18 protein-coding genes are annotated in these 19,413 nt (G+C 34.5%); 12 read left to right on the forward strand and 6 right to left on the reverse strand.

All coding sequences use genetic code 11. The features are described 5' to 3' along the window. Positions 1 to 70: 70 nt before the first annotated feature. The 4 genes from LV89_RS09675 to LV89_RS09690 all read right to left on the reverse strand — a co-directional run bounded on the left by LV89_RS09675 (position 71) and on the right by LV89_RS09690 (position 3,891). Positions 71 to 520: a hypothetical protein gene (locus LV89_RS09675; RefSeq protein WP_109742686.1), complete on the reverse strand. Its 450-nt coding sequence runs from the start codon at positions 518 to 520 to the stop codon at positions 71 to 73. After that, a complete protein-coding gene (locus LV89_RS09680) occupies positions 517 to 750 on the reverse strand; it encodes a DUF4160 domain-containing protein (RefSeq protein ID WP_109742687.1) in 234 nt (77 codons plus the stop codon). Before LV89_RS09680 ends, LV89_RS09675 begins: the two co-directional genes overlap by 4 nt. Positions 751 to 841: 91 nt before the next feature. Further along, positions 842 to 2,242 carry a phosphatase PAP2 family protein gene (locus tag LV89_RS09685; RefSeq protein WP_158279556.1) on the reverse strand — a complete coding sequence of 467 codons (1,401 nt, stop codon included), beginning with the start codon at positions 2,240 to 2,242 and terminating at the stop codon, positions 842 to 844. A 203-nt stretch (positions 2,243 to 2,445) separates the two neighbouring features. Further along, the gene (locus LV89_RS09690) at positions 2,446 to 3,891 is read right to left on the reverse strand and encodes a sodium:solute symporter (protein ID WP_109742689.1); all 1,446 of its coding nucleotides are present in this window, start codon (positions 3,889 to 3,891) and stop codon (positions 2,446 to 2,448) included. 217 nt (positions 3,892 to 4,108) lie between these two features. On the opposite strand from LV89_RS09690, the gene LV89_RS09695 reads away from it, so the two are divergent. The 7 genes from LV89_RS09695 (at position 4,109) to chrA (ending at position 9,490) form a co-directional block, all read left to right on the forward strand. Beyond that, positions 4,109 to 4,390 carry an ATP-dependent Clp protease adaptor ClpS gene (locus LV89_RS09695; protein ID WP_109742690.1) on the forward strand — a complete coding sequence of 94 codons (282 nt, stop codon included), beginning with the start codon at positions 4,109 to 4,111 and terminating at the stop codon, positions 4,388 to 4,390. 133 nt (positions 4,391 to 4,523) lie between these two features. Continuing rightward, positions 4,524 to 5,141, forward strand: a complete 618-nt coding sequence (gene recR / locus LV89_RS09700) for a recombination mediator RecR (RefSeq protein WP_109742691.1) — start codon at positions 4,524 to 4,526, stop codon at positions 5,139 to 5,141. A gap of 53 nt (positions 5,142 to 5,194) precedes the next feature. Next, positions 5,195 to 6,049: an Rpn family recombination-promoting nuclease/putative transposase gene (locus LV89_RS09705; protein WP_109742692.1), complete on the forward strand. Its 855-nt coding sequence runs from the start codon at positions 5,195 to 5,197 to the stop codon at positions 6,047 to 6,049. Then, complete coding sequence (locus LV89_RS09710; protein ID WP_109742693.1) at positions 6,046 to 6,390, forward strand: hypothetical protein; 345 nt, start codon at positions 6,046 to 6,048, stop codon at positions 6,388 to 6,390. Before LV89_RS09705 ends, LV89_RS09710 begins: the two co-directional genes overlap by 4 nt. A gap of 89 nt (positions 6,391 to 6,479) precedes the next feature. Further along, complete coding sequence (locus LV89_RS09715; RefSeq protein ID WP_109742694.1) at positions 6,480 to 7,229, forward strand: superoxide dismutase; 750 nt, start codon at positions 6,480 to 6,482, stop codon at positions 7,227 to 7,229. 129 nt (positions 7,230 to 7,358) lie between these two features. Continuing rightward, the gene (locus LV89_RS09720; protein ID WP_109742695.1) at positions 7,359 to 8,327 is read left to right on the forward strand and encodes an isopenicillin N synthase family dioxygenase; all 969 of its coding nucleotides are present in this window, start codon (positions 7,359 to 7,361) and stop codon (positions 8,325 to 8,327) included. Further along, complete coding sequence (chrA, locus tag LV89_RS09725; protein WP_109742696.1) at positions 8,324 to 9,490, forward strand: chromate efflux transporter; 1,167 nt, start codon at positions 8,324 to 8,326, stop codon at positions 9,488 to 9,490. Before LV89_RS09720 ends, chrA begins: the two co-directional genes overlap by 4 nt. A gap of 126 nt (positions 9,491 to 9,616) precedes the next feature. Here chrA and LV89_RS09730 read toward each other — a convergent pair whose 3' ends face one another. Continuing rightward, complete coding sequence (locus LV89_RS09730; RefSeq protein ID WP_109742697.1) at positions 9,617 to 10,897, reverse strand: voltage-gated chloride channel family protein; 1,281 nt, start codon at positions 10,895 to 10,897, stop codon at positions 9,617 to 9,619. Between the two features lie 154 nt (positions 10,898 to 11,051). Next, positions 11,052 to 11,858, reverse strand: a complete 807-nt coding sequence (locus LV89_RS09735) for a septal ring lytic transglycosylase RlpA family protein (protein WP_109742698.1) — start codon at positions 11,856 to 11,858, stop codon at positions 11,052 to 11,054. A 318-nt stretch (positions 11,859 to 12,176) separates the two neighbouring features. On the opposite strand from LV89_RS09735, the gene LV89_RS09740 reads away from it, so the two are divergent. From LV89_RS09740 to LV89_RS09760, 5 genes are all read left to right on the forward strand, one after another. Next, on the forward strand, positions 12,177 to 14,144 hold the full coding sequence (locus LV89_RS09740; protein ID WP_109742699.1) for an alpha-1,4-glucan--maltose-1-phosphate maltosyltransferase: 1,968 nt from the start codon (positions 12,177 to 12,179) through the stop codon (positions 14,142 to 14,144). A 100-nt stretch (positions 14,145 to 14,244) separates the two neighbouring features. Continuing rightward, complete coding sequence (locus tag LV89_RS09745; protein WP_109742700.1) at positions 14,245 to 15,846, forward strand: AAA family ATPase; 1,602 nt, start codon at positions 14,245 to 14,247, stop codon at positions 15,844 to 15,846. A gap of 12 nt (positions 15,847 to 15,858) precedes the next feature. Beyond that, positions 15,859 to 16,728, forward strand: coding sequence for an HNH endonuclease family protein (locus tag LV89_RS09750; protein WP_109742701.1), 870 nt, complete (start codon positions 15,859 to 15,861; stop codon positions 16,726 to 16,728). A gap of 134 nt (positions 16,729 to 16,862) precedes the next feature. Beyond that, positions 16,863 to 17,129, forward strand: coding sequence for a hypothetical protein (locus LV89_RS09755; RefSeq protein WP_109742702.1), 267 nt, complete (start codon positions 16,863 to 16,865; stop codon positions 17,127 to 17,129). Between the two features lie 274 nt (positions 17,130 to 17,403). After that, positions 17,404 to 19,398, forward strand: a complete 1,995-nt coding sequence (locus LV89_RS09760) for a PAS domain-containing sensor histidine kinase (protein WP_109742703.1) — start codon at positions 17,404 to 17,406, stop codon at positions 19,396 to 19,398. Positions 19,399 to 19,413: the final 15 nt, after the last annotated feature.

The raw sequence follows: 19,413 nt of genomic DNA on the forward strand, positions 1-19,413 counted from the left end.
TACAAATTTACATTATGGCATAAATATATATGACAAATGGCGTATTTGCAAATTAATTTTTGGAAAGATGTTATGTCACAATTAAAGTAATTCCTAAATGTGGCACGTATCTACTTTTCAATTTACCTCTTTTCACCCATGTTCGAACCTTAGAAGCCGTCAATCCATTACGATTTGCATAATCACTTTGAGTAAATTCTCTACGGGAGTCTATTTCAATAATTGGAGGAGTTTCTGCTAAAACACTTTCGGTAAAAAGTGTATCAGGGTCAAATGAAATGGAGGTTAAATTGCCTTTTGTATTTACGTATTGAATATTCTCCCAAGAAAACGTATCGCCATCATTAATAGATACTTGAGAAAATTTTTCAAAATCTAATAATGGCTTTAATCTTTCTGTATTTCTAAAAATATCTAATTTACTGGAAAAGTCATTTAAACGTACATCTCCATTTGTCCAAAGAGAAGTAATTTTAAATGGTTCTACTTTTAATATTTTGATAATTCTTGGAGGTCTCATTTGCGAAGATGGGGATTTAAAAATTCAAATTCTTCCAATAATGCTTGTTGATTTATTTTAGCCCATTTCAAAATTCTCTTTAGCTGAGGTTTAGGCATTTCTCCTTTCAACACCTCCAAAGTGATAATAGAAATTAATACTTCGTACTCAGCACTAATAGCGTGAAAATGAGGTGGATTATGGTCAAAATCATAGACATAAATTTTTATGCCTTGTAAAAATTCAAACATTAGTTGTAGATTTTTAAATCAAATATACCAAGTGTAGCGTAACGTGTCAAACATTTCTATAAATATTTCCTGTTAAATAAAATCACACATTTTACCTCCCCCAATCAACTGCCAATTTGCCAATTTTCTCACCGCACATTTTACCTCCTTCATTATCACAGAAATAATGGATGCCCCCGTAAATTCTGGAAAGCCCAGCTTCGTTTGCCATTTTCTTTAAACGTACAGAATCTTTCGGGAAATAATGCCCCAAAACCAATGCGGCCGCAGCAGAAAATGTTGAATGCCCCGAAGTATATGAGGGGAAATTAGGTACACTCAATGAGTTCTTAATCGTTTTATCTACTTGCGTAGGTCTTGGGAAGAAATATTTATACTTCGTTGCCCAACAGGCAATAGCGGCATCTTCCTCCGCACGGTTGAGTTGTTGTAAAATTTTAGCAATTTTTAATTCCGTAAATTTTTCTTTTCTGATAAGTTCTTCTGCTATTTTATTCCAATGACCTGGAGGTGTAAAAGTACCAACACCGTCAGCCCAAAACTCTGCAATTCGCTTTTGTTCTTGGGTTCGGGTATCCCCTATTTTCTTGACAGAATCAATATCTTGCTTAAATTCCTTGCTTGTTAAAGCAGGCGGTGGAGATGGTTGCGGATTACCCAATACTTCATTTTTATCAAACCAAGTTTGTACCAAGCCCATTAATGGCAACAAAGGAGCGTGTTTGGGGTCATCTTGACTTATCCAACCATTTTTAATTTTATCAGTTTTTTCTTTCCATTTTTGGTCTTTGTCTTTGGCATTATCAAAATTATCATTTCGAGCATAATCAATGACTTTCTGAGCAATTTGTTCTCCTAAAAGTCCTCCTGCTACAATATCACTTTTCACGTTTGCTCCCGCCCATAAACGAGTATTTCCATGTTCAAGAGCCTTATTGTACAAATAATTATTTTCAGCAGGGAATAAATTGCTCAAAATCTTATAAGAAACCGCTGCAATAACGGCATCTTCAGAAGGATATGAAGGCAATTCTGTTTCGGGCAAAAAACTTTTTAAGCCACTATGAGAAGGACTTAGTCGGCGATATTTGTACTTATAAAACCATGTAGCAACCAAAGCATCGTATTGAGCAACACTTAATAAAGCATAAGCACGAGCCGCAAATGGAGGCGAAGCCATTGGTTTAATCGGGTCTGGTTTTTCACCTTCTTTAGGAGGATGATTATACTTTGCTACCAATTCTCTCGCAATCTGATTCCAACGCAAAACACCACCAGAAGCCCAATAATTGATGGCTACTTCTTGTGCATAAGTACGCTGAGAAACGGCATTTTTAGACTGAATAAGTTCATTTTGGTAAGTATCAGCATCCGTACTTTGAGGCGTTTCTACCAAATAATCTTGTGGAGCATTAATAATTACTGTTTTCCAAGCTCCTCCATTGGCATCTGGATTGTCAAAAGTTAAAGCAGAAAACTCAGGTTTGGACATGGGGGTATTCTCTTTACAACTTGACGTAAGTAAAGAAAGAATGACGGAAAAATGTGCGAAAATAGATAGCGGTTTTACTTTCATAGCAGTGTGTAAGTACAAACCTTTGGGTGGCAAAAACCGTGCAAAAAAATATTAGATTTATCACTTTTCTAAAAAGAAATAAATCTAATTATGAGTGTTAAACCTATATAAGATTAAATTTACTTTCTCTTACTCAACAAAGCTAAACCAATAAAAGTAAAAGCTCCGTTTACCAATAGTTTTTCAAATCCAAATTGATACCCACTTAGCCATTCTTTAGAATTAACATCAAGCACATAGGTTAAAATTGGGGAAATTACACACACAATAGGCACTAAAGAGTCTTTTACAGGTGTTTTTGTAAACAATCCGAAAGCAAATAAACCTAAAAGAGGGCCGTAGGTATATCCAGCAATATTGAAAACCGTTGAAATAATCGACTGGCTACTTACGGCATGGAAAATCAAGATAATCACAAAAAACAAGGCTGAAAAACCAAGATGTACATAATGTTTTATTTTCCCACGTTGAGCCTCTTCGTATTTTTCGATGTGCATAAAATCAATACAAAAAGCCGTTGTTAGGGCTGTAAGAGCAGAATCTGAGCTGGCATAAGTGGCAGCTGTAATACCTAATAAGAACGTGATGGCAGCTAAAAGCCCAAACTCTCCGCTTAATGCTAATTTTGGATATAATAAATCTGTACGAGCAGGAATTTCAAAACCAATTTTATCGGCATAAATATAAAGTAATGCTCCTAAACCTACAAACATCAAAGTTGTAAGGGCAAAAGTGCAGCAAAACCAAAACATATTTTTTTGAGCCTCACCAATATTTTTACACGTTAAATTTTTCTGCATTAAATCTTGGTCGAGTCCAGTCATTACAATGGCAATAAAAATGCCCGAAACAAAATCCTTACCAAAATGATGTTTGTAAGAAAAATCTTCAAAGAAAAACATTTGAGAATATTTACTTTCCTGAATCGTAGAAATTAATCCGCCCAAACCTAATTCTAATTTATTACCAATCAAGATAATTGTAAGTACCAAAGCCGTTAAAAGGAAAAACGTTTGAAGCGTATCTGTAACAATGATTGTTTTTACACCTCCACGATAAGTATAAACCCAAATCAAAGCAATCGTCACTAAAGCCGAAATCCAGAAAGGAATTTCCCAAGCATCAAAAATGGCTAATTGCAACACTTGAACGGCTAAAAACAAACGAGCTGCCGAACCTAAAGTACGAGCTAATAAGAAAAAAGATGACCCCGTTTTGTAAGACCATTTCCCAAAACGTTGCTCTAAGTATGTATAAATAGAAATTAGATTTAAGCGATAATAAAGTGGTAACAACACCGTTGCTATCACAAAGTAACCCACTAAATTTCCCAGAATAATTTGGTAGTATGAAAGTTTGTCAACACCCACTGCCCCAGGTACAGAAATAAAGGTTACTCCCGAAATAGATGTACCAATCATACCAATTGCCACAAGCCACCACGGAGACTGTTTATTGGCAGTAAAGAAAGTATTAGTGTCGGCACCTTTAGAAGTATAATGGGCAACAACGATAAGCATTAAAAAATAAACAGCTAAAATTCCGAATGCTAAACCTGTGGTCATGGGATAAGTTATTAGTTATTGGTAATTAGTGGGTGCGTTAATGGACGTAAAAAACTAATAACTGATACACCAGTAACTAATAACTAAAAACCGTTCTCCAAAATTGAGAAATTTTGTTAAATTTGCTACGATTATAGAGTTTTATTTTTCACAATCATTATTTTATCAGTATTATGTTACTGAAAAGATGATAAACCAAACATTCACAACAGAATAAATGCGACCTTTCGAACAATTTGAAGAAGACGTAGAAGTATTGGACGAAGTAATTGACGTTGACCAATACGACCTCATGGTATTTAATGATGAAATAAACACTTTTGACTTTGTGATTGAAACGCTCATCGATGTATGCGGGCATTCTGCTGAACAGGCTGAACAATGTACTTTGTTGATTCATTACAGAGGTAAATGTTCAGTTAAAAAGGGAACATTTGAAGAACTCGTTCCGATGCGAAACGATATTTGTCGTAGAGGAATTGATGCAAAAGTTGTTTGATTTTTAGCTATGAGGTAGTAGGTATGAATTATGAGGTATTAAAATTTCCTATCGCTTAGACCTCTATATTTTTTCAATTACTACTTCATTACTCATAACCGTAGCGGTGAGCCGCTCATCATTCGTAACTCTCTTGAATTATCCATCAAAACTCATAGAAAACGCCGTAGAAGAAATTTCCAAATTACCTGGTATTGGGAAGAAAACTGCCTTGAGAATGGCGTTACATTTATTGAAACGTGATGAACGCCAAACGCTTCAATTATCAGAAGCGATTATTGCTATGCGGACAAAAACTCAGTATTGTCGGCAATGCCATAATATTTCAGATGAAGAGTTATGTCAAATTTGTACCAATCCAAAGCGAGACGAATCCGTTGTATGTGTAGTAGAAGACACTCGTGACGTTTTAGCAATTGAGAATACTTCACAATACAGAGGTTTATATCACGTTTTGGGAGGAATCATCTCACCTTTGGAAGGAATTGGACCTAATGATTTAAAGATAGAATCATTATTGAAGCGTATTAGTGAAAAGCAAGGAACAGATTTAGCCGTAAAAGAAGTTATTTTAGGGCTAAGTCCTACAATGGAAGGTGATACTACTGCGTTTTATTTAACAAAAAGGTTAAAACCTTTAAATGTAAAAATCACGACTATTGCCAGAGGAATACCAATTGGGGGCGATTTAGAATATGCCGACGAAATAACATTGGGTAGAAGTATTGTTAGTCGTATTGTTTATGAGTAAAACAAAGATTAATAAAGCAACACATTGATTTACAGCCAATTATTTCTATTCTAATGAATTTAAAAGAAAAATACGTCAATCCATTTACAGACTTTGGTTTCAAAAAGCTATTTGGTACAGAACCCAATAAGGATTTACTGATTGATTTTTTGAATCAAATCATTCCAAAATCTCATACTATCAAAGATTTGAGTTATACCTCAAATGAATATTTAGGATATTCTGATGTGGATAGAAAAGCAATTTTTGATTTGTTTTGTACCTCTGAAAAAGGTGATAAATTCATTGTAGAATTACAGAAAGCAAAACAAAATTATTTTAAAGATAGAAGTATTTATTATTCTACTTTTCCTATTCAAGAACAAGCTATCAAAGGAGATTGGAATTATAAATTATCGGCAGTTTTTACCGTAGGAATTTTAGACTTTGTTTTTCAAGAAGACAAACAAGAAAAAGAGGTTTTACATATAGTGCAATTAAAAGACCAAAATAGTGAAGTTTTTTATGATAAACTGACTTATTTATATTTGGAGATGCCAAATTTCAATAAATCAGAAGATGAATTAGAAACACATTTTGATAAATGGCTTTATGTCTTCAAAAATCTTAATCGCTTAGAAAAAATCCCTGCAAAACTTCAAGATAAAGTTTTCAAAAAGCTATTTAATTCCGCAGAAGTTGCAAAATTTACTAAAAATGAGAGAGAACAGTACGAAGAGAGTTTAAAGATATATCGAGACTGGAAAAGTATTACAGATACGGCATTTGGTGAAGGTAAAATAGAAGGTAAAATAGAGGTAGCTTTAGTGGCTATTCAAAATGGTTTATCTGACGAAATGATTGTTACACTAACAGGGTTATCAAGCCAAGAGATTAATAAACTTAGACATAAACCATCTACCAAATGAAAAAGCTCATCTTTACCTTTAGTTTATGTACATTTTCTTTTTTAGGATTTTCACAAAATGCCCTAAAAATGAATCCAGAAATTCCTACATCTCCCATAATGTTGGATTTCTTGAAAAATTACCAAAATAAAAACGCTATTGCTAAAATAGAATTACCTCCTGTGGGAATTGAAAACGTTAAAAAATCTGCAAAGGAAATGGCAAATATTGATAATTTAACAATCGTAAAGCCCAACTTAACAGAACTCATAAAAATGCCTGTTGTTAAACCAGAAGATACTCAAACTTATCATTTGAAAATTGTTGGAGAACAACCCAAAGAATCAAATACTATCAAATAAACGCTAAAATTAGTTTCAGTTTTATTTCTTATCCCAAGTCGCTTACTATCTATTTATAAACGTGCAATAAATTATTGCCAACAAAATCCATGAATCGTAAAAACTTCCTTCAAACTACCTTGGCATCAGCATTTGCTTTATCAGGGTTCAAATCGTTTAGTTTCTCTTTTGGCAGTAGCTATAATAACAAGCTAACCCAAATGACTTTAGAGCAAACTACGCTTGAATCTGCTCCGTTTACTTTGCCTGCATTGCCTTATGCTCCAGAGAGTTTAGAACCTAATATTGACAAAATGACTATGGAAATCCACCACGGTCGTCATCATAAAGCTTATGTTGATAATTTAAACAAAGCAGTTACTGGAACACCCTTGGAAAAAACAACTCTTTGGGACTTGTTAAAAGATGCAGGAAAACAAACTGCGGCTGTTCGTAATAATGCAGGTGGACATTGGAATCACACCTTTTTCTGGAATGTTATGTCTCCAAAAGGTGGTGGCAGTCCGAAAGGAGCATTATTAGAAGACATCAACAAAACTTTTGGCTCTCTTGATAAATTTAAAGAAGATTTTGCCAAAGCAGGTACAACTCGTTTTGGTTCTGGTTGGGCTTGGTTGATTGTTCAAGATAAAAAATTGGTTATTACCTCAACGCCAAATCAAGACAACCCTTTGATGGACGTTGCTGAGAAAAAAGGAACGCCTGTTTTAGCATTAGACGTTTGGGAACACGCATATTATTTGAAATACCAAAACAAACGTGCTGATTATATTACTGCTTTCTGGAACGTAGTAAACTGGGATGCAGTAAGTAAAAATTATGAAAATGCGTTGAAATAGGAGTTAGGTTTTAGGGGTTAGGTTTTAGGGGTTAGAATTGAAAGATTAAGTCATTAACCTTTCAATTCTTTATTTACTTCTATCAAACCTAACACCTAAATTCTAACACCTAAAAACTATAAAAAAAACATGACACTTCTCGACACAATACCATCACTTGATTTAGCAGATTTTACTTCTGGAGACGCAACTCGCAAAGCGAAATTCGTACAAGATTTAGGAGCTGCTTTTAATAATATTGGCTTCGTTGCCATTAAAAATCACGGACTTTCGGACGATAATACAACTAAACTGTACGATACCGTTCAGAAGTTTTTTTATTCGCCAGACGAATTAAAACAAAAATATGCTATTGAAGGTATCGCTGGACAACGTGGCTATATCGGAAAAGGTAAAGAAACGGCAAAAGGCTTTAAAGTAGCAGATTTGAAAGAATTTTATCACGTCGGACAACCTAAAGTGGACGATGGCGACCCTATTTGGGAGGAATATCCAGATAATGTTTTTCCGAACGAATTACCTGATTTTGAAAAAGATACGCTTCATACTTATCGTACTTTAGAAAGTGCGGGTAAAAATTTATTACGTGCTATTGCTCTATATTTAGAATTACCTGAAGATTATTTTGAAGATAAAGTAAAACACGGAAATTCTATTCTGAGAGCTATTCATTACTTCCCAATTCCAAATCCTGATGATTTGCCCGAAGGAGCTGTAAGAGCTGCTGCACATGGTGACATTAACTTGATTACTTTATTAATGGGAGCATCTGCCGAAGGTTTAGAGGTTTTGAGAACGGACGGAAAATGGATTCCAATTACGTCATTACCTGATTATGTAGTGGTAAACGTAGGCGATATGCTTGACCGTTTGACCAATCACAAATTAAAATCTACGATTCACAGAGTAGTAAATCCTCCAAAAGAAAAATTAGGAACTTCTCGTTTTTCAATTCCTTTTTTCATGCACCCACGTTCAGAAATGAACTTGACTTGCTTAGAGTCTTGCGTAGATGCCACACACCCAAAAATGTACGTGGACATGACCGCAGGTGAGTTTTTAAATGAAAGATTGATTGAATTAGGACTTAAAAAATGAAAAAAATCAGACGACTCATTTTCTTGAAAGACGTTCTGATGCTTGCGTGCACTTCGTTTGGAGGGCCGCAAGTTCATTTGGCTATGTTCATAGACCTCTTCGTGAAGAAAAGAAATTATCTGACCGAAGCAGAGTTACTTGAGTTGCAAGCACTTTGTGCGTTTCTTCCCGGCCCTACCTCCACTCAAACCATTACGGCTTTGGGGTATAAAATTGGTGGACCAAATTTAGCCTACATTACTTTATTGGTTTGGATTACTCCCGCAGTGGCTGTTATGACTGCGGCTGCCTTTGGTATGACTTATCTCCAAAATAGAGATTTAATTCGTTTCATTCAGCCAATTGGGGTTGCCTTTATTATTCATGCAGGATTTATTTTAGGGCAAAAAGTTATTAAAAATAGCACGGGCATTATTTTAATGTTGCTTTCAGCGGTATTTGCTTTTTATTATCAATCGCCATGGGTTTGTCCGATTGCTCTAATAATTGGCGGGACTTTTACTTCCTTTAATTACAAAGATTACCCAAAGCAAACTCCACACAGAATGGTAATTCCTTGGGCAAATTTTAATTTGTTTTGGGGATTTTTACTGTTTTTAGCGGTTTTAGGGCATTTCACTGATTATGAACCAGTCCGACTTTTTGAGAATTTTTATCGAAATGGAAGTTTGGTTTTTGGTGGAGGTCAAGTATTAGCTCCCATGCTTTATACAGAGTTTGTAGAATTTAAGCATCTTATTCGTGGTGATGATTTCTTGACGGGTATGGCACTTTCTCAGGCTTTACCCGGCCCTGTATTTGCACTTACTTCTTATTTAGGCGTTTTAGTAATGAAAGGGGGTACTTGGTACGAACAACTTTTAGGCAGTGCCGTTGGTGCAGCAGGGATTTTTTTACCCGGTACTTTTTTGATTTTCTTCGTGTATAGAATTTGGGGACAACTCAAACAATATCGTGGAATCAGAGCTTCATTAGACGGTATCAATGCAACTTCTATTGGTTTAACACTTGCGGCGGCTTGTACTTTTTTAGTACCAATGGTTCAGCGAGTAGATATTTTAGGATTTATCACCATCATTATTACCTTCGCCCTTATTCATTTCACAAAAATCCCGACTTTCTTTATTTTTTTAGGAGGATTGATTTTAGGGTTAATTGTGTAATGGGGTTAGGGGTTGGGAATTAGGCAATGGTTAAAGTAGTGATTGGTGAATATTTCAAAAACCCGTACCTCGTTTAAGTAATTACCCGATAAATTCAACAATCGTAAATCGAATCATTCGTCAATTCTATATAATTTCTCCCATCATTTTTCCTTCTTGACTATCAAATCTTCTATGTTTGACTTCTCCAATTACTTGTTTGTTATAAATACTATTGTGTCCCGAAATCAGATAAGAAACTGTACACGCAATAGCCACATAAACGCCACATTCTGCTCCAAACAATTCAATTGCCATCATTGTACACGCTAAAGGCGTATTAGTTGCTCCTGCAAAAACGGCTACAAATCCCATTCCTGCCAATAATGCCATCGGGAGTGGAATAAAATACGACAAAGCATTACCTAATGTTGCCCCAATAAAAAAAAGCGGTGTCACTTCTCCCCCTTTAAATCCTGATGCAAGTGTGAGAATGGTAAATGCCATTTTCAAAGCAAAATCATAAGCAGGTAATTGATTCTCAAAAGATTCAACGATGGTTGGCACACCCAATCCAATGTATTTTGTAGTTCCCATTGTCCAAACCGCAAGAGCCACAATAATTCCTCCAATAACTGGGCGAAGCGGTGGGTAAGAAATCTTTGATTTGAAAAGGTAAGAAACTTTATGAATTACTTTGCTAAAAGTAGCAGCACAGATTCCGAAGAAAATACCTCCAATAATGGCATAAAGAAGATTAAAAGGATTAATTTCTGGAACAAAATCAATATGATAATGGGTATGTTTAGCTTGCCAAAGTTTGGTAACCATATCGGCAATGATTCCCGAAATAAAAGCAGGGAAAATGGCATTGTACCGCAAGCGACCCACTAAAAAAAACTCTAATCCAAAAATTGCTCCTGCTAAGGGCGTTCCAAAAACAGACCCAAAACCTGCTGAAACGCCCGCAATTAATAAGATTTTACGGTCGCTTTCTGTTAGTCGGAGCGGTTTGGTTAATTGGTCAACAATTCCACCTGCCATTTGAAGTGCAGTCCCCTCTCTCCCTGCCGAACCACCCAATAAATGCGTAACAATTGTACCCAAATAAATAAATGGCGTCATCCGAAAGGGAATAATTGACTTGGATTGACTGTCTTTGCTCTGCCCAATAATTTCAATAAGAAGATTATTTCCTGCCTCTACATCTTTTCCAAAATGTAGATACATCAATCCAACAAAAAAACCGCCCAATGGTAAAAAGGCAATCAGCCATAAATGCGTTTCTCTGAAATTACTAACCCAATCGAGCGAAATGAGAAAACCTGCCGATGCAGAACCCACCAAGACACCAACCAAAATACTTATCAATAACCATTTAAAAATATATGGCGTAGCGGGATACTTTCGAAAAAAATATTCACTCATATCCTTCTGTTTTTTTCTTCGATATCATTTCTTAACTAAATTCAGTTATCATTTAGATAACAAGTAAAGATAAGTTTTAAAATTTTGATGAGCAAAACATAAAAAAGTCCAAACCTCACAGCTTGGACTTTCATAAAACCTTATTTACAATTTATTACAAATTATAATGCGACCGAATTACGCCTTTATATCCACGTTGCGACAACCACGTTAATTTTTCAGTTGCGGCTTCTTTCGTATAAAATTCACCAAACATTAATCGAAAAATTTTATTAGTATCCTTCTCTCCTACCTGAACGTATATTTCTTCCTTTTTAATACCCATTTTCACCAATTCATCATATAAATCCTGAACCATATTCAAGCTTGAAAGTGCCGTAACTTGAACTCCAAAACCCTTTGGTGATTTCTCTGAGCCATTAATATCATACGTTCTATTTATTGAAAAAGGTGGTGCTGGCACTGCCGAATTTGCAACAATTTTATTCTCTTTGGGTTCTTCTTTAGAACTTACCTCACGTCCTTTGGTCAGTAAGTTATCCAAAGCTTTATCAATTGTTTTTTCAGGCGTTGGATGAGAAACTACTTCTAAACGAACTTTAGCTTTTCCACTTGCCATCATTCCTAATTTTGAAGCGGCTTCTTTTGATAAATTTATTATTTTACCCTCTTCTTCACATTTACAAAAATCATTGACTCTTACTTGTACTGAAAGATTATTTTCTAAATTAGTAACTTTCAATAAGGTATTAAGAGGAAATTTTGAATGAGAAGCTGTCAGTTGTGAATCGTCGTATTTTTCCCCAAAAGATGTTAACTTTCCTTTGAGATTAGCCGCATAGTAACGTGCTGTACCTTCTTCGGTACTTACGCCTTTGCCTACTGGGCCAATCTGATTGGCAAAGCTATGATGACCAGTGGCCCACAAAACAATCAATGCTGATGCGATAATCTTTTTCATGGTGGTTTGGTTTAATCTTAATTAATGGGTTATTTTTTATTTTAGTATGTTATAAACTTGTATCATAAATTCAATTTTTATTTATATTATTGTAAGGATTTGTTATTCAAAAAGGCTAATACTGCAAATCTAAGCACTTTTTATGACATTTACAGTAGGTATATCAATTTACGTGCCATTTTTTATAAACGAATAAAATGTGGTTTCGCTCACAAGTTACAAAATATTAAAAAATCAGCAAAAAATTGTGTAAAACAATCTATATTCACGCTTATACTGAGCTTAAAACCAAATTACCATTTTTTAACATAAACATTTATGAATCAATTTTCTAAATCAATTCAAGGACAACAACGAGTAATAATTGAACATATCACTCCACAATTAGAAGGTGGGCGTTTTGCGGTGAAAGCCTTTGTGGATGACACTATCAAAGTGGAAGCTGATGTATTTTTGGACGGACACGACCTCCTCTCTACCAATCTACTTTATAAATTTTCAAAAGATAAAGACTGGACAAGTATCCCGATGTCTTTTGTCGGAAATGACCATTACGAAGCCTATTTCGACGTAAAAGAGAATGGACTTTATACCTACACAATCGAGGCTTGGGTTGACCATTCGGCAAGTTGGGAGCATGAAATGGAAATGAAAATTAAGGACGGACAACACGTAAATGTTGAGCTATTGGTTGGGGCGAATATTTTAGATAAAATGGCATCAATTGCCAGTAAAGAAGATAAAACCGAACTAAAAGCCTACGCTAAATTATTCCGTGACCCTAAAAATTATGATGAATCCGTAGCCTTTGCCAGTAGCGAAAAAATGCACCATTGGATTCATCAATATCCAGATAAACAACACGTTAGCATTCATAAAGAATTAAAACTTTGGGTTGATAGAGAAAAAGCGGCATTTTCGTCGTGGTACTCCATGTTCCCACGTTCAGCATCAACCGACCGCAAGCGTTTGCACGGAAATTTTAAAGATGTTGAAGAAAATGTTTTACCCCGTATGAAATCACTGGGCTTTGATGTTTTGTATATTCCACCGATTCACCCCATCGGAATGCAATTCAGAAAAGGGAAAAATAATTCGACAACCTGTCAAGAAGATGAGCCAGGTGTTCCTTACGGCATTGGCTCAGAAGAAGGCGGACATACTGCTATTCATTCAGAATTAGGAACTTTAGACGACCTCAAACATTTAATTGCTACCTGTAAATCAATGGATATTGAGTTAGCGATGGATTTGGCAATTCAATGCTCGCCCGACCACCCTTGGGCAAAAGAACATCCAGAATGGTTCAAGATTCGCCCTGACGGAACGATTCAATACGCAGAAAATCCTCCGAAGAAATACCAAGATATTTACCCAATCAATTTTGAGTCTGAAAATTGGCAAGGGCTTTGGCAAGAACTTAAAAATGTCATTATGACGTGGGCAGAATGGGGCGTGCGTATTATTCGGGTAGATAACCCACACACCAAAGCTTTTGGCTTTTGGGAATGGGTCATTGCAGAAGTACAAGCGGTTTATCCTGATATGATTTTCTTAGCGGAAGCCTTCACGAAACCTCGTGTAATGGAACAATTGGCAAAATTGGGTTATACGCAGTCATATACGTATTACACGTGGAGAAATACAAAAGCGGACTTGATTGGCTACATGAATGAACTAACCAAAACAGACCAAGCGATGTATATGCGACCAAATTTTTGGTCGAATACTCATGATATTTTGCCGTATTCGTTGCAAAGCGGGCTTGAACCTTTGTTCTTGATTCGTTATTTTATGGCGGCTACGCTTTCATCAAATTACGGAATTTTTGGACCTTTCTACGAGTCGATGATTCACGAAGCAAATCCAGGAAAAGAAGAATATAAAAACTCTGAAAAGTACGAAATCAGACAGTGGGATTGGAAATTTGAGAATAAACTCACGCATATTATACGTATGACCAACCAAGCAAGAAAGGAAAATTCGGCACTACAACGCACCAATAATATTACTTTCTGTGAAATTGAAAACGATAATATTTTGGCGTATATCAAAACCCATTGGAACGGCAATCGTATTTTATCCATCGTCAATTTAGATGCGTACAATTCGCAAGGCGGTTATGTGCGAGTACCGTTAAATCTCATCGGCAAACGTCCAGACGAAGAATATATCGTTCATGATTTATTGACAGGAGCCAAATATTTTTGGACGGGGGAATTTAATCCAATTGAATTAAACCCACAATTAATGCCTATGCACTTGTTTAGAATTGAGGATTTGTAGCCAATCAAAGAAGTCTCTTCAATTTAGAGTTGAAAAGGCTTCTTTGTAAAATAACTATAATTAAAGTATTTTTAGAATCTATTTAAAGATTATATCAAACATGAGCAAACAACAATTACCAAAAGTGGTTGTAGAGATTCTGAAAGAAATTTCTCAGAAGGTGAAAGAGTTTAACAAAACTTCTGAGTTCAATTTAGTAGCAAAAACTTCTGATGACTTTTTGTTAAAAATTTACCCACAAAATCATGAATCTATATACTTTCAAATTAATCAATACCAAATAGATGACATTTATAAGCCTTTAGATGAAACAACCTCAAAGTACACATTTATTATCAACGTTAAGAGTTCTAATATAATTTTTTCAGAGAATGAGCGAAAGGGTACTATGTTCCAATTGAGTCCTAAGAAAGAACTAATTATGTATCTTGATAAATATTTACAGACACTAAATGTAATATATCTAACAGTTGAAGCAGCCAGAAAAGCGACAATAGATCTGTCAGATTTATTTGAGATAGAACAAGACGAAGAAGAAATCACCCACGAACCAGACCAATATGAATCAGCAGACAAGATTCTTCCATATACACTTAAACAATTAAAAGTAAAAGACTTTCAAGGTATTGACGAAACAGAAATTGAGGATATTCCAGTAGATACACAGTGGATATTTTTAGTAGGAGAAAATGGTTTTGGCAAAACTACTATTCTCCAAGCTATCTTTTTAGGACTTCATGGAACCTTAGATGGCAATATTAATCTATTGGAGGATAAAAATTGTAGTATTCAAGTAGAGTATAAAAGTCCAGAACAAAGTATCATCAATAGTATAAGAGACAATAAACATCCGCTAACTCATTTGGCTGCTTACGGACCTGGACGATTAAATTTACAGGGGGTAAAAAGTGAAAATGTAGAAGATAGGAATAATTCTGTTTCATACAATCTATTTAATTCAGACGGTTTTTTATTCAATATAAATGCAGACTTAGAACGTTTAGAGTACAAGGATAAAAAAAGGTTTAACCTACTAAAAAAAGCCATTTGCACACTCATTCCTAATATAGCTGACATCAAAGTAAATAAAGAAACGGAGCAAATTGAATATATAGAACAAGACTTAAATAACGAAAATCAAGAAGTTACGTATAAACCATTACCATTTAGAAAATTAGCCTCTGGATTCAAAAGTATTATTGCCTTAGCAGGAGATATTATTGTCAGACTTTCTAAAAACCAACCTGAAGCTAAGAATCCTTCTCAGTTAAAAGGAATCGTTATTATTGATGAAATAGATTTGCACCTACATCCAAAATTCCAAAGACTTTTAATAGGTAAATTCTCTGAAGTATTTCCACAAATTCAATTTATCGTTTCTACGCATAGTCCTATCCCTTTGTTAGGAGCCGCTTCTAATACAATTATTTTGAAAGTAAACAGAACGCAAGCAGAAGGCATCAAAATTGAAAAAGTAGATATTGATTTAAAGAACCTCACCCCAAACTTGGTTTTAACTTCAGGGATTTTTGATATGGAAGAATTTACTTCTATCCAAAATACAGATATTTCACAAGTAAGAACAGAAGATTCAGCCAAAGAAATGGAGGAAAATAACCGAGTGAAACAAGCACTCAAAGTTTTTGAAAAAAGTGACGAGAATTTTCCTGATGAATTATTTATTCCTACAACCACTAAATAGATTTGTAAACCTATGATTAGCATAAGTAAAGACTTTAAGAATCCACCCAAAAAACTATTAGATTCCAAAAGAAATGATCTTATTAAAGATTCTCTTATTACAAAAAATAAGCATAAATTTAACGGTTCTGTATATAGAAAAACTACGATTGAGGCATTGGAAGCACTATATAACCATAAATGTGCCTATTGCGAGACGGATACGTCCGCAGGTGCACCTTTACAGGTAGAACATTTTCGTCCTAAAGCTAAAGTAGATAATATAGAAGAAGATCCCGAACATTATGGGTATTATTGGTTGGCTTATGAATGGAGTAACCTTACATTAGGTTGTAGTAAATGTAATAATGCGAAGAAAAATCATTTTCCAATTACAGGTAATCGTTTATCAGAGCCAATATCCTTCGATGCAAATGGACTTCCTACTGATAAATATTTACAATTAAACTCCGAAACTCTATTAGCAGAAAAACCCGTACTCCTTAATCCTGAAATAGATGAAGTAGAAAAACATTTTTATTTTTTACCAAACGGTGAAATAAAAGGATTAAGTGACAGAGGACAACAAACCATAGAAATTCTTAAACTTAACAGAAATAGACTAATATTTTGGCGGAAAAAGTTGGTGGATGACTGTTTAAATGATATTAGTAATACTTTAGAAGATTTTATTGCCAAAAGAATCAATATCGAAACGTGTCAATATTATATCAGGAACATTTTTAGTAAAATTGCCCAACAACAACATCCAAGTAAGCAGTATTCCCGTTTTGACTTTTTTATGTTTTCTAAATTTGAAATATTTTTTGGTAATCAATTACAGCCTAAACAGCGTCAAGCAGTAATGAGATTTTTCGAAATGTATAGAGAAGGAACTTTATAAAATCAATCCCTATCTTTTGCCATCGTCTGTGTCTCCACAGACGACTTCAATTTATCATCTGTGAAGACACAGACAACAGCAAAAGCCCCATAAATTCCACAAAATCACTAATTTTACCATTAAACCAATAAAATATGTTAGACAAAAAGGATTATTCTAAATTAACACTTGAAGAGTTGTTGTTAGAAGAAAAAAAGGTAAAACAAAATGAAATCCTTTCTGCGGGATTCATCGGATTTTGTGTGGGTGTAATGATTTTTGGACTTGTGAAAAATGGCTTTGGTTTTCTTTATATTGCCATCTTATTATTTTTGATTTCTGCATCTTATAAAAATTCAAAGGTTCAAAAACAAAAACTGAAACAAATTCAAGCTGAAATCAATCTCAAAAACACCCAATAGCAATAATCTCAAGGCTGTATTTACACAATACTAACCAATAGAAGTATTAGAAAATATAAGTCTATTTATTTAACTTTGCTATGTTCATTAACTAAAAACAAGCCTTAATTTGAAAACAAACAAAAACTAACCCCTTCATTTTAAGTAAATATTGCCCCCCTTATTTACAAATATCATCCAAGGAGTTTACCGCAAATACAAATTCCTCAGTATTTAATCCCCACTTAAAAGCCTTATTCTAAATAATATAGGCATTTAATTTCTTGCATGATATATGAAACCTAACAACAGCATCCCTCTTAGCTCTCCCCTTGCGGAAGCAGTTTCTCACGATGGCACATTTAGTTTAGCCGTTTTAGAAAGTAGCCCCGATTGTCTGAAAATAATTGACACAAATGGACGACTTCTATTTATGAATACCAATGGACAATATTTAATGGAAATTGACAATTTTGATAGTTTAAAAAACAAACGCTGGAGTGATTTATGGGAAAAAGACTATCAAGAAACTGTTGAAAATGCTATTAATCAAGCATTAGTAGGTCAGACGGCTCAATTTACAGCACCTTGCTATACTGTTAAAGGAACACCCAAATGGTGGAATGTCATAGTGTCGCCAGTAGCCAATAAATCTGGAAATATATCGCAACTTATAGCGACATCAAGAGATATTACCGAGCAAAAAAAATACGAAGAAAACCTCCGTAAAACGCAAGAAAAATTGCACGGAGGCTTAAAAGTAGCCAATTTAGCCTTGGCAGAAGTTAATTATTTGACTAACACAATAGAACTTTCGCCAGAAGCTGCCATCATGTACGGTTTATCTACCGAACGTCTAAAAATTAGTCGGGAAGAATGGCATAATACTTTTCATCCAGATTATAAAAATGCTTTAGAAGAAGAAATTGATAAATCATTAAAACTCAATAATAGCCATTCTATTGAAGTTGAACATCCCATTATTTTACCATGTGGAGACATCCGTTGGCTAAAAGTCAATAAGCAAATATATTTTGACACCAATAGTTTATCGTTTAAACCTTTGTATAGTATTTTGGCAGTACAAGATATTACCCAAAAGAAAAAAGCCGAAGAAGAAATCAAAGAAAGCGAAAACCGTTTTAGAACTTTAGCCAATTCTATTCCACAATTAGCTTGGATGATGGATGCTCAAGGAAAAATTAGTTGGTACAACGACCGTTGGTATAACTACACAGGAACAACTTATGATGAAATGATGAAAAATGGTTGGCAACACATTCATCATCCAGATTTAATGGAAGGAGTTGTCGCTCATTTTAAAAAAGCTATTTTAACAGGTGAAGAATGGGAGGATACATTTTTATTAAAAAGCAAACACGGAGACTATAAATGGTTTCTTTCAAGAGCAATTCCACTCCGAAATGACAATGGAGAGATAGTTCAGTGGTTTGGGACAAATACTGACATTTCTGTTCAAAAAGAATCACAAGAGGCCTTAAACCTACTCAATGCGTCGTTGGAAGATAAAGTAAGAGTGCGTACAGAAGAATTAATGGCTAAAAATTTGGAACTTGAACAAATGAATAATGAACTTTCATCATTCAGTTTTGTGGCGAGTCACGACTTGCAAGAGCCTTTACGCAAAATTAGAGCATTTAGTACCCGAATTTTAGAAACTGAAACTTTCTCTGAACGCACAACCGATTATTTTAATCGAATTATTTCTGCTGGAGAACGAATGCAAAATTTAATTAATGATTTACTCAATTTTTCAAGAACTAATGCTACTGAATTGAAGTTCAGTTCTTGTAATTTGAATGAAATAATTGAAGAAATAAAGAATTTTTCAGCAGAAATAATCATTGAAAAAGATGCTATTTTTGATATTGAAGAACTGCCGACTATCCATAGTGTCCGTACATTCTTATCTCAATTGTTCTCAAATCTTATTAATAATGCCTTGAAATACAGCAAGAAAGATACAATTCCTCATATCAAAATTAATTCATTTATCATTAGTGGTGAAAATATAAACCTCCCTAATGTTGACATCCAAAAGACATATTATTGCATATCAGTTACTGACAATGGTATCGGTTTCGAGCAAGAATATGCTCAGAAAATTTTTGAATTATTCAAACGTCTTCATGGTAAAAGTGAATACTCTGGAACAGGCGTTGGACTTACAATTTGCAAAAAAATCGTTAGTCGTTTAAATGGATTTATTATCGCTACAAGCAAACTTAATCATGGAGCAACATTTACTATTTATTTACCCAAATCGTAATAAGATAATTGAAAT

Origin of the sequence: Arcicella aurantiaca (genome assembly GCF_003148625.1) — a bacterium.
Lineage (GTDB): Bacteria > Bacteroidota > Bacteroidia > Cytophagales > Spirosomataceae > Arcicella > Arcicella aurantiaca.